The sequence below is a fragment of the Brucella gallinifaecis genome (assembly GCF_006476605.1).
In the GTDB taxonomy this organism is placed as follows: Bacteria; Pseudomonadota; Alphaproteobacteria; order Rhizobiales; family Rhizobiaceae; genus Brucella; species Brucella gallinifaecis.
Map to the genome: position 1 here is coordinate 89,700 of NZ_ML636805.1, position 14,328 is coordinate 104,027.

Consider the following 14,328-nt stretch of genomic DNA (forward strand, 5'->3'; position numbering starts at 1 on the left):
ACTATCAGACGGATAATGTGAGCGTTACCGGCACGTGATCTGACGGCTTTTCCCACCCCCTGACATGTTTTTCGATGTCGGTTGAAACAAAGTGGTTGGCGGCTTCCGGTGACAGCATCAGATGATCGATGCGGATGCCATTGTTTTTCTGCCATGCACCTGCTTGATAATCCCAGAATGTATATATGTCTTCATTATCCGTTGCAGCTCTGAGCGCTTCGGTAAAGCCCAGATTTTCCAGACGGCGAAATGCCTGACGTGATTGCGGCTGAAACAGAGCATCACCTAGCCATTGCTGCGGGTTTTTTGCGTCATATGGCTCAGGAATAACATTATAGTCGCCAGCAAGAACAAGTGGTTCTTCCAGTTCAAGCCTGTTCTTTGCCCAGGCTTCAAGGCGCTGCATCCACGAGAGCTTATAGGGAAATTTTTCCGTATCGATCGGATTGCCGTTTGGAAGATACAGCGAAACAACGCGCAGAACGCCTTTATCGGTCGAAAAGACGGCTTCCATAAAACGGGCCTGTTCGTCACTGTCATCGCCGGGAAGCCCGCGATTGACCTCATCAGGCGATTTCTTGGAAAGAATGGCAACGCCGTTAAAGCCTTTTTGCCCGTGCGTCTCGACGTGATAGCCGAGCGCTTCAATCTCAAGCCGCGGGAACAGATCGTCCACTGACTTGATTTCCTGAAGGCAGGCAATGTCAGGCGAGGATTCCTTCAGCCAGTGCTGGAGGTTCTCGATACGCGCCTTGACGCCGTTTATATTCCATGTCGCGATTTTCATGATGAAATGATTAGGCGGAAGATGCGGCGAGGGCAAGCGCTGGCCACTCTCCACCACAGAATTTGCAGCTATTTGCATAATTGCTTGTTCAGCCATTTGTATTGCCGCTTTTGCGTTCCTATCTCCATAAAATAGTAGCCAAACAGGAGATTTGTATGTTCGACGCCAAAAAGCTTCTTGATCAGTTTCTGGGATCACAGATACCGGGCATGTCAGGAAGTGTTCGTGATAAGGCAGGGCAGGCCACTGAACTCGCAAAAAGGAACCCTTTGGCTACAGGCGCTATTGCTGCGGCAATTTTGGGCACCAAAACCGGACGTAAACTTGCTGGTAATGTTGCGACCGCAGGCGGCATAGCTGCAATCGCTGGTCTGGGTTATCTTGCTTACAAGAACTATAAATCCGGTCAGCAGCCGCAAACCGCTCCGCAGCCAGCAGCAGAGCCTGAACTGCTCCCCGCTCCACCTGCGGATTCACCATTTCATCCGCAAGCATCTGCAATGAGCAACAGTTTTGCGCTGACCCTTATTCAGGCGATGATTGCTGCCGCCAAGGCGGGTGGCCATATTGATGCGAGCGAACGTGCCCTGATCATGGAAAAGCTTCAGATTTCAGGTCTTGACAGTGAGGCGGAAGCGTTTTTGGAAAAAGAGCTGGCTGACCCGATCGATATCGATGCACTGGTGTCGGCTGCGCAGACTGAAGAGCAGAAGGTCGAACTCTATACGGCTTCGCGTCTGACCATTGATCCCGATAGCCGTGCAGAACGCGGATATCTTGATATGCTGGCCGGGCGGCTAGGCTTGCCGGATGCGCTGGTCGATCATATTGATGCGACCGTGTCATCGGTAAAAGTCTGATAAAACAAAACCGGCTATATCAAATAGCCGGTTTTTCTTTGCAATTGCACTTCGCTCAGATTGCGAAGCTTGTTCCGCAACCGCATGACGCTGTTGCATTGGGATTGCGTATCTGGAACGACTGGCCCATCAGATCGTCAACGAAATCAATTTCCGAACCATCCATATAAGGCACGGAAATGGAATCGATCAGCACTTTGGCGCCGAGCTTTTCAATAACAATATCATCATCGGACTGATCATCAACGAGATCATATTTATATGAAAAGCCGGAACAACCACCACCTTCAACAGAAACGCGCAATGCGGTTTTGTCCGGCTCCGAACTGATAATTTTTGCAATCCGCCTGGCTGCGGATTCAGAAACGCGAATATCTGTCATCTGCCTTGTTCCGCTATCTGTCTCGTTCAATCTTTAAATGCGTAGAACGAAGTGGAATTACACAATTCACGTCCTGCGCATACTTGCCATCATGTTTAACTGATAGCTATGAACGCAGTGAGCGGAAGTCAATCTCCACTCATGATTTAAGTAATCATATTACAGTGAGGACTGCATCGCAATGTCCGACCAGAAAAACGGGTCACTTGAAGGCATCGGCTTTGGCTATCGAGAACGTGCACCTTATGCCTCTAACCCGGCCTTAAGCCGTGGACGGCTGGTATCCGAACCGGAAAGTCTGACGCGAACTCCTTTTCAGCGTGATCGTGATCGAATCATTCATTCAACGGCCTTTCGCCGTCTCAAACATAAAACGCAGGTTTTTATTGCCCATGAAGGTGATCATTACCGTACCCGTCTGACTCATACGATTGAAGTTGCACAGATTGCCCGTGCGCTTGCGCGTGCCTTGCGTCTGGATGAAGATCTCGCGGAAGCCGTCGCCCTTGTCCATGATTTTGGCCATACGCCGTTCGGACATACCGGCGAAGATGCGCTTAATGAACGTATGAAATCCTATGGCGGTTTTGATCATAATGCGCAGTCTTTGCGCATCGTGACAAAGCTTGAGCATCGTTATGCGGATTTTGACGGGCTGAACCTGTCATGGGAGACGCTGGAAGGACTTGTCAAACACAATGGTCCGCTGGTGGGGCCTTTTGCGACCCATACCGACGAGCCGGTTCCACAACCGATCCTCGATTTTAACACGCGTTATGATCTTGAACTGTCGCGCTTTGCCAGTCTTGAAGCCCAATGTGCGGCCATCGCCGATGATATTGCCTATAATGCCCATGATATTGATGACGGCCTTCGTTCCGGCCTGTTGACGCTTGAGGGACTTGATGAAGTGCCTCTGACGAAAAGACTGCTCGATATTGTCAGATCACGCTATCCGGGCCTTGATGCCGTGCGCACTGGGCATGAGCTTGTACGCCGTCAGATCACGATCATGGTGGAAGACGTGATTGCGCAATCGCAACGGCATATAGAGGCCGCCAAACCGGCAAGCCTTGAAGAGGTTCATGCGCAGCCTCGTGCACTTGTTGGCTTTTCGGACACGATGCGTGATGAGGAAAAAGCCTTGAAAAGCTTTTTGTTCAAGAACCTTTATTTTCATGAAAGCGTCGTGATACGCAGACATGCTGCCGATAAAATTGTTCAGGATCTTTTTGATATTTCATTTGAAAAGCCTTCTGTCATGCCTTCCGAGTGGCAGGCGGGTTGGGAAATGCTTGATGAATCAGGGCGTGCACGCCGCGTTGCCGACTATCTGGCAGGGATGACTGACAATTATGCAGTGCGCGAACACCGACGATTGTTTGACCACACACCCGATTTAGCTTAATCGGAGCGTTAGAGAGCGGGTGCTAGGGCTGAATGCATCGGCATCATTGCTAATTTTATGATGAGCCAACGCTGGCATTAAAGACGCATGCCGGACGGAAGCCTGACAGGACGAACCATGAATATCTTTGCAGATTTCGACGCGCGTATCAAAAAAACGTTGCAAGATATTGATCTGAAAACGAAAGACGGCGGCGAACTGGATTTGTCGCGCCTCAGTGTGGAGCCGCCACGCGATCCTTCGCATGGTGATATTGCGACCAATGCGGCGATGGTGCTTTCCAAAGCGGTGGGGCAAAACCCGCGAGAACTGGCAAGTGCGATTGCTGATGCCTTGAAGGCTGATGAAGATGTCGCAAGTGTTGACGTTGCTGGTCCGGGTTTCATCAATTTGCGTCTGAAGGATGCATATTGGCAGCGTGAATTGCAGGGAATGCTCAATGCAGGGACCGATTTTGGTCGCTCAAAGCTTGGTAACGGCACAAAGGTCAATGTAGAATATGTTTCTGCAAATCCGACAGGGCCGATGCATGTCGGTCATTGCCGGGGCGCTGTTGTTGGTGACGTACTGGCAAACCTGCTGAAATTTGCAGGCTTCGATGTCATCAAGGAATATTACATCAATGATGCAGGCGCACAGATTGATGTTTTGGCCAATTCCGCGATGTTGCGTTATCGCGAAGCGCTTGGTGAAAATATCGGTGAAATCCCTGCTGGCCTTTATCCGGGTGATTATCTGGTTCCGGTGGGAGAGGCGCTTGCGAAAGAGTTTGGCAGAAAGCTTCTGGAAATGCCGGAAGAGGAAGCGCTGGTCCTCGTCAAGGAACGCACCATCAATGCGATGATGGCAATGATTCGCGCGGATCTTGAGGCGCTCAATGTTCATCATGATGTGTTTTATTCTGAACGTACCCTGCATGCAGATCATGCGCGGGCCATTCGTGCCGCGATCAATGATCTGACGCTCAAGGGCCACGTCTATAAGGGCAAGCTGCCACCGCCAAAGGGGCAACTGCCGGAAGAGTGGGAAGACCGTGAACAGACCTTGTTCCGCTCGACTGAAGTTGGTGACGATATTGATCGTCCATTGATGAAGTCTGACGGTACTTTCACTTATTTTGCGGCCGATGTTGCATATTTCAAAGATAAATATGACCGCGGTTTCAATGAGATGATCTATGTGCTGGGTGCGGATCATGGCGGCTATGTCAAGCGCCTTGAAGCCGTTGCGCGTGCTGTCTCCGATGGCAAGGCCAAGCTGACAGTGTTGCTTTGCCAGTTGGTCAAACTGTTTCGTGATGGTGAGCCTGTGCGCATGTCGAAGCGTTCTGGCGAATTTATCACGCTGCGCGATGTGGTTGATGAAGTTGGTCGTGATCCGGTGCGGTTCATGATGCTTTACCGGAAGAATGATGCGCCGCTCGATTTTGATTTTGCAAAAGTAACGGAGCAGTCGAAGGATAATCCGGTATTCTATGTGCAATATGCGTCGGCGCGTTGCCATTCGGTCTTTCGTCAGGCAGTTGATCAGCTTGGCCTGAGCGATCTGGATCGCGTTTCGCTTGGTGCACATCTTCACAAGCTCACGGATGAAAGTGAAATTGCGCTTATCCGCAAGCTTGCCGAATATCCGCGTCTGATTGAAGCTGCGGCGACCCATCAGGAACCGCATCGCCTTGCTTTTTACCTTTATGATCTTGCCAGCAGCCTTCATTCGCAATGGAATAAGGGTACAGAAAACCCGGACTTACGTTTTATTAAGGTTAACGATACAGAATTGTCGCTAGCAAGGCTCGGGCTGGTGCAGGTCGTTTCCGATGTTCTGACTTCTGGTTTGACGATTATCGGTGCGGATGCTCCAACGGAAATGCGCTAAGACGAATTGGTTACTCGTAAGTTCAACATCAGAGTTGAGCGGGTGAAGACAAGTCAAAGATGGAAGGTCGGCGAAGTGTTGAGTCGTCGGGCTTTCATGTAGCGTAGGTAACTTCCGTCAACTTTTGCCCACATTGCCTCGCTAAAATGTGATGTATCAAGATGTCTTGTGGCGTCTGGGCTTGAGTTAGGAACAAATCATGACGGACAGCAGTGCTAATTCCCGTAATTACGGCGAGCATCCGCTGCACGAAGATGATCCGCTGATGGAATTATCAAGGATTATGGACTTCGGCGCGTCTGCTGATACCAATATTGCCCAAAGTGACCGCGGGGACGGCTATCGAGCTGAACCAGATTTTGATTCGGGCGAAAGCGATCTTTCGTTCGATCTTGAGCGTGAATTGCTGGGTGATTTTGGCGATGAAGCGCAACCGCAGCAACATGCGGCCTCTTTTTCACCAGCTTCATATCAGGATGAAGAGTCCGTACTGCATGAGGACCATCTGCTATCCGCTCTCGAAGAGGAATTTGATCTTCACTTAAGTGAGCAACAGCCCGCAGCGCCTGAGCAGTCCTTTGAATTTGTCGAGGCCGATCGCCTGGAGCCCGTCGCGCAGTTTGACTATGATGATTATTCCCGGGCGCGTACGGTTTATGAAGAGGCTCACCCGGATGCATACGCTGCCAGCAGGCCTGTTGAGCATCTGACAAACGATGCTGTTGCACATCATGAGAGAGCACATCAGCTTTCTCTTGAGGATGAGCTGGAAAACTTGCTGTTTGGCGAGGAGCCGCAGCCTGAATTTGAACCAGAACCAACATATCAGCCGGATTATCGCGAAGAAACGCAGCAATCTGAGCATGATACGCTGCATTTTAATGACCATGTCGCGGATAATGCGACCTATTCCGAGCCGTCATTTGACGATTTCTCGCTACAAGATTTGCAGGCCGATATGCCTGTTGAAGCTGCCGCAAGCTATGCGCCAGAAAGTTATGCATCTGAAAGCTATGCATCTGAAACGTCGCCTCAGGCACAGCCGGAGGCATATCCGCATTATACGCTGAGTAACTTTGCGGCAGGAGCATCAACCACAGCGGTTCTGTCTTCTGACGCAGCTCATGAGACTGGATCGGCTTACGAAACGCAAAATCCTGAGCCAGAGAGTGATTTTTGGGCTGCGAATGCAGATAATTTTGCCATTTCGGCTGCGGAATCCGCTGATGATGATTTGTCAGATCTGAATGAAATTTCGCTCACCGAAGATGATTTCGGATTTGAACCTTCCGGGGATACACCTTCTTTTGTGGCAGCCGATGCTTCGACTGACTTTAACGAAGAAGATTTCTTTACGGAGGATGATTTTGATTTGTCTTCCGAGGGGGAGGCTGAGCAACAAAGCGAGCCGGTTTATGCTCATGCGACCTACAATGATGAAGGACAGGATTCCGCTGCCCCGTCTTTTGCAAATTATGCAGACCAGCGGTCGGCTTTCGCAGCACCTGCGCCTGAAATTGAAACGCTGAGCGTTGCCGATAGTAAAGTCGAGCAAACCCATTCACTTGATTTGCCTGAGGTAAATTATGGTGATGAAGATGCAGGCACATCGCTCAACGATCTGGAAGCTGAGTTTGCTGAAGTCTTCAGCACCATGGATATTGAAGAATCGAACCCGCAGCATGAGGTTCAGAGTGAAGCCGATAAGGCTTTTGAGGATATTTTCCGTGAAAGTGCATCATCTTATCTGCCCAATGGTGGTGTAGCGGCAGGTGCAGCACTTGGTCTTGGCGCCGCCGCTGCAACTGTTGCCTATGGTCGTGCTAACCCGGCTGTTGCATCTGTCACGCCGCAAAACACGGCTGGCAGCAACGATGATTATTACAATCATTGGGCTGCACAGGGCGCACAGACCATGGAGGGCGGCGAGTTTGGCACACGTGCGGCCATGCAGCCGGAAGATGATCTTGGTCTTGCTGCCGAAGCCTATCGCAATCGGCCTGTGCGTGGCCGTCGCGGTCTGATTCTTGCAAGCGTTGCGGGTCTGGCTGTTCTCATTGGTGGTATAGGCTATCACTTCCTTGGTGATAGTGGCTCGGGTGAACCGGTTGTGATTCGTGCAGAAAACCAGCCAATCAAGGTGCAGCCTGAAAATCCGGGTGGTGCGGTGGTTCCTAATCAGGACAAGGCCGTTTATGAACGGGTTACAGGCACTTTGCCTAATAATCCTGAACAGAAGTCGCTTATTTCTGCGGGTGAGGAGCCTGTGGATATTGGAGCGCGGGATGATGATGCGGGTATGAATGACAGCGCTGAGACCAATCATGCTGCTTCATCAGATTCCGGTCAAAATACGCCATTGATCCAGCCGCGCGAAGTGGAAACCATGATTGTGCGTCCAGATGGTTCGATCGTTCAGTCGCAGCCGCCTGTTCAAACGACACCACAGCAGGTTGCGCCTGTCTCTGCGACGAACAACGATGAACCGATTGCTCCCCCAGCTGAAACGGATGAGATTGCAGCGATTGCTGCGGGCAATGAACCCCGGCAGGCTGTTGCCAATAATCAACCTGCAACGCAGGCTCCTGCCGTTTCTGTTCGTGCGCCTGTTGTGCCTTCGCGTCCTGCTCAGCAGCCGACCACAATTGTTGGTAATGTGCCGCAGCGTACACAGTTACCAGCTCAGGCATCTGCATCTCAGGTCGCATCAGCCGCAGCCGGTGGCTATTTCATCCAGATTGCTTCACAGCCTTCTGCTGAACTGGCCCAGAAGTCATATGCCAATATGGCGCAGCGTTATGGCAGCGTGATTGGTGGCCGTGCTGTGGATATCAAGCGTGCAGATATTCCAAATAAGGGTACTTATTACCGGGTTCGGGTTCAGGCCGGCACGAAAGAAGAAGCAAATGCACTCTGCGGACGTTTCAAGAGCGCTGGTGGCAGCTGTTTTGTGACGCAGTAAATTGTGCACTGATGGATCAATTTAAAAAGGGCGGCTTTGGTCGCCCTTTTTTCGTATGACTACCAAGCGGGTTATTTTTCAGATAAATCATAATCACTGATTTGCGAACGAACGGATCGAAGGAATATCGCATGAGCGAATGCAAGGCATGGATTGCAGGTGTGGCCGGTACGAAACTGACCCGTGATGAGATAGCCTTCTTCCGTGATGAAAAGCCTTGGGGCTTTATTCTCTTTGCGCGTAACATCGAAAGCCTTGAACAGGTGGCTGATCTGACCGAACAATTACGCGATATGGCGGATCGTCCTCAAATGCCGGTATTTATTGATCAGGAGGGTGGGCGCGTGCAGCGTCTTCGTCCGCCATTGGTTCCCAATTATCCGGCTGCGGCTGAAATTGGCGCCATCTATAACCGCGATAAGGAGCTTGGTCTTCATGCTGCATGGCTGCATGCTCGGCTGCAAGCCTTTGATCTGCTTAAGCTTGGCATTAATGCCGATTGTCTGCCTGTCCTTGATGTACCGGTTGAAGGTGCGCATGATGTGATTGGTACACGCGCTTATTCCAAAAAGCCGCAGGACGTTGTGGAAATGGGGCGTGCTGCCGCCGAAGGTCTGCTTGCCGGTGGTGTATTGCCGGTTATTAAACATATGCCCGGACATGGTCGTGCATTCAGCGATACGCACAAGGAGCTGGCGCGTGTAAATGCTCCATTAAGTGAACTGGTTACGCATGATTTTGTGCCATTCAAGGCTTTGAATGATCTGCCAATGGCTATGACAGCGCATGTGATTTTTGATTGCCTTGATCCAGACCACCCTTCAACGCTTTCCCCCACTGTCATCAATACGGTTATCCGTGATGTCATCCAGTTTGATGGTTTGATAATCAGCGACGATATTTCGATGAAGGCGCTTTCCGGCGATCTGGGCGATATTGCTGAAAATATTACCAATGCGGGTTGCGATATTGTTCTTTACTGTGCGGGCGTAATGGATGAACTCAAAAAAGTCGCGGCACGGGTTCCGCTGCTTGAGGGTAAATCACTCAGGCGTGCAGAACTGGCTGAAGTCTATGCAGGTGAACCTGATTTGTCAGATGAAGACGAACTGCGTGAAGAATTTGGACAAATCTTTGAAGCGATAGCTTAACAGGTGATTCTTAAGGTAAGATGTTCTTGAAAGGCCAGTGTGAATGTCGATTGGCCGACAGAACGGCAGGATAAACGGGTGACAGGATCTGAAACCGACACAATGAGCAAAGACGGCGCAAACGTGCCGATGGATGCTTTGTGGCAAAATGACCCCGAACGCGAAAACAGTGAATCTTCACTGCTGATCGATGTGCAGGGCTTTGAAGGTCCGCTGGATTTGCTGTTGCATCTGGCCCGTAATCAGCGTGTTGACCTGTCCCGTATCTCGGTTCTGGCGCTTGCAGAACAATATCTGGGCTTTGTAGAACAGGCGCAGGCGCTGAAACTGGAACTTGCCGCTGATTATCTCGTCATGGCAGCCTGGCTTGCTTATCTTAAGTCCAAGCTACTGATTCCCAAACAAAAAGGGGATGATGAAGCAACAGGTGAAGAGCTGATTGCCACGCTGCAATTTCGCCTGAAACGCCTTGAAGCTATGCGTGATGCCGCAGCCAAGCTGGCCAACCGTAATCGCCTGGGGCGTGATTTTTTCGCTCGCGGTATGCCGGAACTGGTTGCCGTAGATCGTTCAAACCAGTTTTCAGCGACATTGTATGAATTGCTGGTTGCTTATGCATCGCAGCGTCAGCGCCAGAGTGTTACGCATGTTCAGATCGAAAAACGTGCTGTCTGGTCTTTGAAAGAAGCACGGCGCTCACTTGTAAGATTGATGGGCATGAGTGATGACTGGATCACACTGGATCATTTTCTGATCAATTATACACTCTCGCCGCAAGAACGGGCATCGGCTTTGGCCAGTTCCTTTGCTGCAAGTCTGGAACTTGTGCGTGAAGGCAAGCTTGAAGTGCGGCAGAATGCGCCTTTTGAGCCTATCTATATGCGTGCTCAGGCTGGATTGTATGAACTGGATGAGGACGAAGATGTCTGAGACAGAAATTGTAATGGATGATCATGACGATGATGCGGGAAATCCAGAACAGTCTATGACGCTTGCCGAGTTTGGCCGGATTGCCGAAGCGATTATCTTTGCTTCTGCGGAGCCGGTTACGGAGCGCACCTTGTCAGAGCGTCTTCCGGCTCATGTTGATTTGCCGGCGGTGCTCGATCATCTGCAAAGAATCTATCAGGGCAGGGGCGTCAATCTTGTTCAGCTTGGCACTGCATGGGCATTTCGCACTGCTCCTGATCTTGGTTTTCTTTTGAGCCATGAGAGGGTTCAGCAACGCAAATTGTCGCGTGCAGCAATGGAAGTTTTGGCGATTATTGCCTATCATCAGCCCGTGACACGCGCAGAGCTTGAAGATATTCGCGGCGTGGAAACATCAAAAGGGACGCTTGATGTGTTGATGGAAACGGGCTGGATCAAGTTGCGCGGTCGTCGTCGCACACCCGGACGTCCAGTGACCTATGGCACTACCGATGCATTTCTTGACCATTTCGGCCTGCCGGAAATACGCGATTTACCGGGTCTGGAAGAGTTGCGTGGTGCCGGTTTGTTATCAGCACGTATTCCATCCGGTTTTTCGGTTCCGGCTCCCAATGTCGATCCCGATGAATTAACCGCTGATGAAGAGCCGTTGGAAGATATCGATCTTGAAGATTTGGGATTGCTTGCACCGCGCGGCGATTGATTTGGGGCAAGTTATGACAAATTGTTTGGTTTATCTTCGTTCACGGACACAGTTCTGTTTGAAAGATTTGTTGAAAGCGCTTAAATCGTAGTCAGCAATGCAGGATTAGGCCGTGCTTCACGGCATTGAGAGGAATAAAATGGGTAGCTTTTCTATCTGGCACTGGCTGATCGTTCTCGCGGTTGTGCTGCTTCTGTTTGGTCGTGGCAAAATTCCTGAATTGATGGGTGATGTTGCCAAGGGCATCAAGAACTTCAAGCAGGGCATGTCTGACGAAGACGCAGCCAAGGAAGATGCCAAGGCGGATGCCGATAACAGCGCACGAACAATTGATGCGCGTGCTGACGATGCCGTCAAGGATGTCAAGAAGACGACAAAATCCTGATGTGATCTGAATTGCAGTTTTCCACCGAGAGACGGGGCGCGCATCCGGGCGCGGAGTATCAACATGTTGGATATCGGTTGGTCTGAACTGCTGGTCATCGCGATTGTGATGATCGTGGTGGTTGGGCCTAAGGATTTGCCGAAGATGCTCAGAGCTTTCGGTAAAGCAACAGCGCGTATGCGCAGCACTGCCAATGAGTTTCGCAATCAGTTCAATGAAGCTTTGAAAGAAGCCGAACTTGAGGATGTGAAGAATATTGTCGATGAAGCGCGCAAGCTCGATCCGCGTTCTAAATTGACGCAGGTTTTTGACCCGATTCGCAGTGCGGGTGAAGATATCCGCTCGAGCCTTCAGTCTACGACTTCAATGTCTCCGGCGGAAACGTCAAAATTTGCAGAAGTGTCAACCCCCGTTGAGCCGGATGGTACAACACTTCCTGTTGAGGCGCCTGCCGAACAGCGCGATGTTAAACCAAAAACGCCGCGCAAGAAGGCTGCTCCGAAAGCGGTGAAAAAGCCGGTTGCTCAAAAGACAACCAGGGCGCCATTGGACACAGAACCACCAACCACGAAGCCATTAGCCACAAAACCGGCAGCTAAAAAACCGGCTGCGGTTAAACTTGCATCAGAAAAACTTGCCGCTCCAGTGAAAAAGACGACTCGGAAGACGAGTGAAAAGACAGGAAGCAAAGCGTGAACCGGGACGAGGACGAAATTGAACAGAGCGCAGCTCCTCTGCTCGAACACCTGATCGAATTGCGTCGTCGTCTGATCTGGGCGATTGTAGCATTCTTTATCGCTTTTGTTGTCTGTTTTGCTTTCGCAAAGCAGCTCTTCAATCTGCTTGTTGTGCCCTATCAATGGGCTATCGACTGGGCGGGAATGGATCGTTCAAAAGCTGAATTGATTTATACTGCGCCACAGGAGTTTTTCTTCACCCAGGTGAAAGTCGCCATGTTTGGCGGTCTTGTGTTGGCATTTCCTGTCATCGCGGCTCAGATCTACAAGTTTGTGGCGCCCGGACTCTACAAACATGAACGCATGGCATTTTTGCCTTTTCTGATTGCTTCACCGATTTTGTTCCTGATTGGTGGAGCACTCGTCTATTTCTTTTTCACGCCGATGGTGATGTGGTTCTTCCTTGCCATGCAGCAGTCGGGTGGAAACGGTGAAGTGCAGATTTCGCTTCTGCCAAAGGTTTCTGAATATCTGAGCCTGATCATGACGCTCATCTTTGCCTTTGGTCTGGTTTTTCAGTTGCCGGTTGTCACAAGTCTTCTGACGCGGGCCGGTTTGCTGACCTCACAAGGCCTTAAAGACAAGCGCAAATATGCAATTGTTATCGCCTTTGTGGTGGCAGCTGTTCTGACACCGCCGGACCCTGCGAGCCAGATCGGTCTTGCCATACCGACGATCCTTCTCTACGAGATTTCTATCATACTGGCCCGGATGATTGAGAAGCAGAGAAACGAAGCGAAAAATGAGGCTGACGCCGAAGACAGCGCTTCGACTTCCTGATCCGGACCTATGTTAAACAGAGGCTGCATGAGCGCAGCCTCTCTTGTTGTAAATTACTTGAAACGGCTTTTCCCATGCTTGATATCAAATGGATTCGTGAAAACCCTGAAGCTCTCGATAAAGCGCTTGCCAAGCGCGGAGCAGGGCCGCTCTCGTCCCAACTGATTGCGCTGGATGAAAAGCGCCGCGAACATGTTGGCAAGGTTCAGGTCGCTCAGGAACGTCGCAATGCGGCTTCCAAAGAAATTGGCAAAGCCATGGCCGAAAAGGACGCTGCAACGGCTGACAAGCTGAAAGCAGAAGTTGGCGAGCTGAAGACATTCCTTGCAGAAGCTGAGGAAACCGAACGTCGCCTGATCAAAGAACTCAATGACGCGCTTTCTACGCTTCCGAACGTTCCAGCGGATGATGTTCCCCTTGGCACGGATGAGGCAGATAATGTCGAAATCCGTCGCATTGGTAATCAACGTAATTTTTCATTTGAACCAAAAGAACATTATGAACTGGGCGAAGCGCTTGGGTTTATGGATTTTGAACGCGCTGCAAAAATTGCAGGTTCGCGTTTCACGGTTCTCAAAGGCCCGCTTGCGCGTCTTGAACGCGCGCTTGGTCAGTTCATGCTTGATCTGCACACCAATGAGCATGGCTATATGGAGGTCATGCCACCGCTGATGGTGCGTGATGAAGCTGTTTATGGCACCGGACAGCTGCCGAAATTCACCGAAGATTTGTTCCGCACCACCGATGGTCGCTGGCTGATTCCGACTGCCGAAGTGCCGCTGACCAATCTGGTTGCGGATGAAATCGTTGATGTGAAAACCCTGCCACAGCGCTACACCGCATTGACGCCATGTTTCCGCTCGGAAGCAGGTTCTGCCGGCCGTGATACCCGCGGTATGCTGCGCCAGCACCAGTTTTTAAAAGTTGAAATGGTGTCGATTACCGATGCGGATAGCTCGGTTGCAGAGCATGAGCGTATGACTGCCTGTGCTGAAGAAGTGTTAAAGCGCCTCGGTCTGCCATTCCGTACCGTTGTTCTTTGCACAGGCGATATGGGGTTTGGCGCACAGAAGACCTACGATATTGAAGTCTGGATGCCGGGCCAGAATGCTTATCGCGAAATTTCGAGCTGCTCGGTCTGCGGTGATTTTCAGGGGCGTCGCATGAATGCGCGTTATCGTCCTGAAGGCGAAAAAACAACGCGCTTTGTGCATACGCTCAACGGTTCCGGGGTTGCTGTTGGACGTGCCCTGATCGCTGTGATGGAAAATTATCAACAGGAAGATGGCAGCATTCATATTCCTGAAGCATTACAGCCATACATGGGCGGCCTTACGCGCATTGAGAAAACCGCGTAGTTAATCTTGT

Annotated in this window: 13 protein-coding genes; 11 read left to right on the top strand and 2 right to left on the bottom strand. The window is 50.8% G+C overall.

All coding sequences use genetic code 11. From position 1 onward, the window contains the following. Nucleotides 1-4 precede the first annotated feature (4 nt). The gene (gene xth / locus FHY56_RS10485; protein WP_140905241.1) at nucleotides 5-787 is read right to left on the bottom strand and encodes an exodeoxyribonuclease III; all 783 of its coding nucleotides are present in this window, start codon (nucleotides 785-787) and stop codon (nucleotides 5-7) included. 155 nt (nucleotides 788-942) lie between these two features. Between xth and FHY56_RS10490 the strand changes: the two genes are divergently transcribed. Next, the gene (locus FHY56_RS10490) at nucleotides 943-1,647 is read left to right on the top strand and encodes a tellurite resistance TerB family protein (protein WP_140905118.1); all 705 of its coding nucleotides are present in this window, start codon (nucleotides 943-945) and stop codon (nucleotides 1,645-1,647) included. 55 nt (nucleotides 1,648-1,702) lie between these two features. Here the strand turns inward: FHY56_RS10490 and erpA are convergent, their stop codons facing one another. After that, nucleotides 1,703-2,029, bottom strand: coding sequence for an iron-sulfur cluster insertion protein ErpA (gene erpA / locus FHY56_RS10495; protein ID WP_140905119.1), 327 nt, complete (start codon nucleotides 2,027-2,029; stop codon nucleotides 1,703-1,705). Between the two features lie 181 nt (nucleotides 2,030-2,210). Between erpA and FHY56_RS10500 the strand changes: the two genes are divergently transcribed. From FHY56_RS10500 to serS, 10 genes are all read left to right on the top strand, one after another. After that, on the top strand, nucleotides 2,211-3,437 hold the full coding sequence (locus FHY56_RS10500; RefSeq protein ID WP_140905120.1) for a deoxyguanosinetriphosphate triphosphohydrolase: 1,227 nt from the start codon (nucleotides 2,211-2,213) through the stop codon (nucleotides 3,435-3,437). A gap of 117 nt (nucleotides 3,438-3,554) precedes the next feature. After that, entirely contained in the window at nucleotides 3,555-5,312 is a 1,758-nt protein-coding gene (gene argS / locus FHY56_RS10505) for an arginine--tRNA ligase (protein WP_140905121.1), read from the top strand. Between the two features lie 199 nt (nucleotides 5,313-5,511). Continuing rightward, a complete protein-coding gene (locus FHY56_RS10510; protein ID WP_140905122.1) occupies nucleotides 5,512-8,274 on the top strand; it encodes an SPOR domain-containing protein in 2,763 nt (920 codons plus the stop codon). Between the two features lie 131 nt (nucleotides 8,275-8,405). Further along, the gene (gene nagZ / locus FHY56_RS10515; RefSeq protein ID WP_140905123.1) at nucleotides 8,406-9,425 is read left to right on the top strand and encodes a beta-N-acetylhexosaminidase; all 1,020 of its coding nucleotides are present in this window, start codon (nucleotides 8,406-8,408) and stop codon (nucleotides 9,423-9,425) included. A 102-nt stretch (nucleotides 9,426-9,527) separates the two neighbouring features. Then, entirely contained in the window at nucleotides 9,528-10,355 is an 828-nt protein-coding gene (locus FHY56_RS10520) for a segregation and condensation protein A (protein ID WP_140905243.1), read from the top strand. Nucleotides 10,356-10,368: 13 nt separating this feature from the next. Continuing rightward, nucleotides 10,369-11,058 carry an SMC-Scp complex subunit ScpB gene (scpB, locus tag FHY56_RS10525; protein WP_235889478.1) on the top strand — a complete coding sequence of 230 codons (690 nt, stop codon included), beginning with the start codon at nucleotides 10,369-10,371 and terminating at the stop codon, nucleotides 11,056-11,058. A 139-nt stretch (nucleotides 11,059-11,197) separates the two neighbouring features. Continuing rightward, nucleotides 11,198-11,443, top strand: coding sequence for a twin-arginine translocase TatA/TatE family subunit (locus FHY56_RS10530; RefSeq protein ID WP_140905124.1), 246 nt, complete (start codon nucleotides 11,198-11,200; stop codon nucleotides 11,441-11,443). A 63-nt stretch (nucleotides 11,444-11,506) separates the two neighbouring features. Continuing rightward, the gene (tatB, locus tag FHY56_RS10535; protein WP_140905125.1) at nucleotides 11,507-12,139 is read left to right on the top strand and encodes a Sec-independent protein translocase protein TatB; all 633 of its coding nucleotides are present in this window, start codon (nucleotides 11,507-11,509) and stop codon (nucleotides 12,137-12,139) included. Next, nucleotides 12,136-12,960: a twin-arginine translocase subunit TatC gene (gene tatC / locus FHY56_RS10540; protein WP_140905126.1), complete on the top strand. Its 825-nt coding sequence runs from the start codon at nucleotides 12,136-12,138 to the stop codon at nucleotides 12,958-12,960. Before tatB ends, tatC begins: the two co-directional genes overlap by 4 nt. Nucleotides 12,961-13,034: 74 nt before the next feature. After that, the gene (serS, locus tag FHY56_RS10545; RefSeq protein ID WP_140905127.1) at nucleotides 13,035-14,318 is read left to right on the top strand and encodes a serine--tRNA ligase; all 1,284 of its coding nucleotides are present in this window, start codon (nucleotides 13,035-13,037) and stop codon (nucleotides 14,316-14,318) included. The last annotated feature ends 10 nt before the right edge of the window (nucleotides 14,319-14,328 follow it).

Coding starts and splice junctions, on each gene's coding strand:
- xth (WP_140905241.1), bottom strand. CDS start 787: ATGAAAATCGCGACATGGAATATAAACGGCGTCAAGGCGCGTATCGAG.
- FHY56_RS10490 (WP_140905118.1), top strand. CDS start 943: ATGTTCGACGCCAAAAAGCTTCTTGATCAGTTTCTGGGATCACAGATA.
- erpA (WP_140905119.1), bottom strand. CDS start 2,029: ATGACAGATATTCGCGTTTCTGAATCCGCAGCCAGGCGGATTGCAAAA.
- FHY56_RS10500 (WP_140905120.1), top strand. CDS start 2,211: ATGTCCGACCAGAAAAACGGGTCACTTGAAGGCATCGGCTTTGGCTAT.
- argS (WP_140905121.1), top strand. CDS start 3,555: ATGAATATCTTTGCAGATTTCGACGCGCGTATCAAAAAAACGTTGCAA.
- FHY56_RS10510 (WP_140905122.1), top strand. CDS start 5,512: ATGACGGACAGCAGTGCTAATTCCCGTAATTACGGCGAGCATCCGCTG.
- nagZ (WP_140905123.1), top strand. CDS start 8,406: ATGAGCGAATGCAAGGCATGGATTGCAGGTGTGGCCGGTACGAAACTG.
- FHY56_RS10520 (WP_140905243.1), top strand. CDS start 9,528: ATGAGCAAAGACGGCGCAAACGTGCCGATGGATGCTTTGTGGCAAAAT.
- scpB (WP_235889478.1), top strand. CDS start 10,369: ATGGATGATCATGACGATGATGCGGGAAATCCAGAACAGTCTATGACG.
- FHY56_RS10530 (WP_140905124.1), top strand. CDS start 11,198: ATGGGTAGCTTTTCTATCTGGCACTGGCTGATCGTTCTCGCGGTTGTG.
- tatB (WP_140905125.1), top strand. CDS start 11,507: ATGTTGGATATCGGTTGGTCTGAACTGCTGGTCATCGCGATTGTGATG.
- serS (WP_140905127.1), top strand. CDS start 13,035: ATGCTTGATATCAAATGGATTCGTGAAAACCCTGAAGCTCTCGATAAA.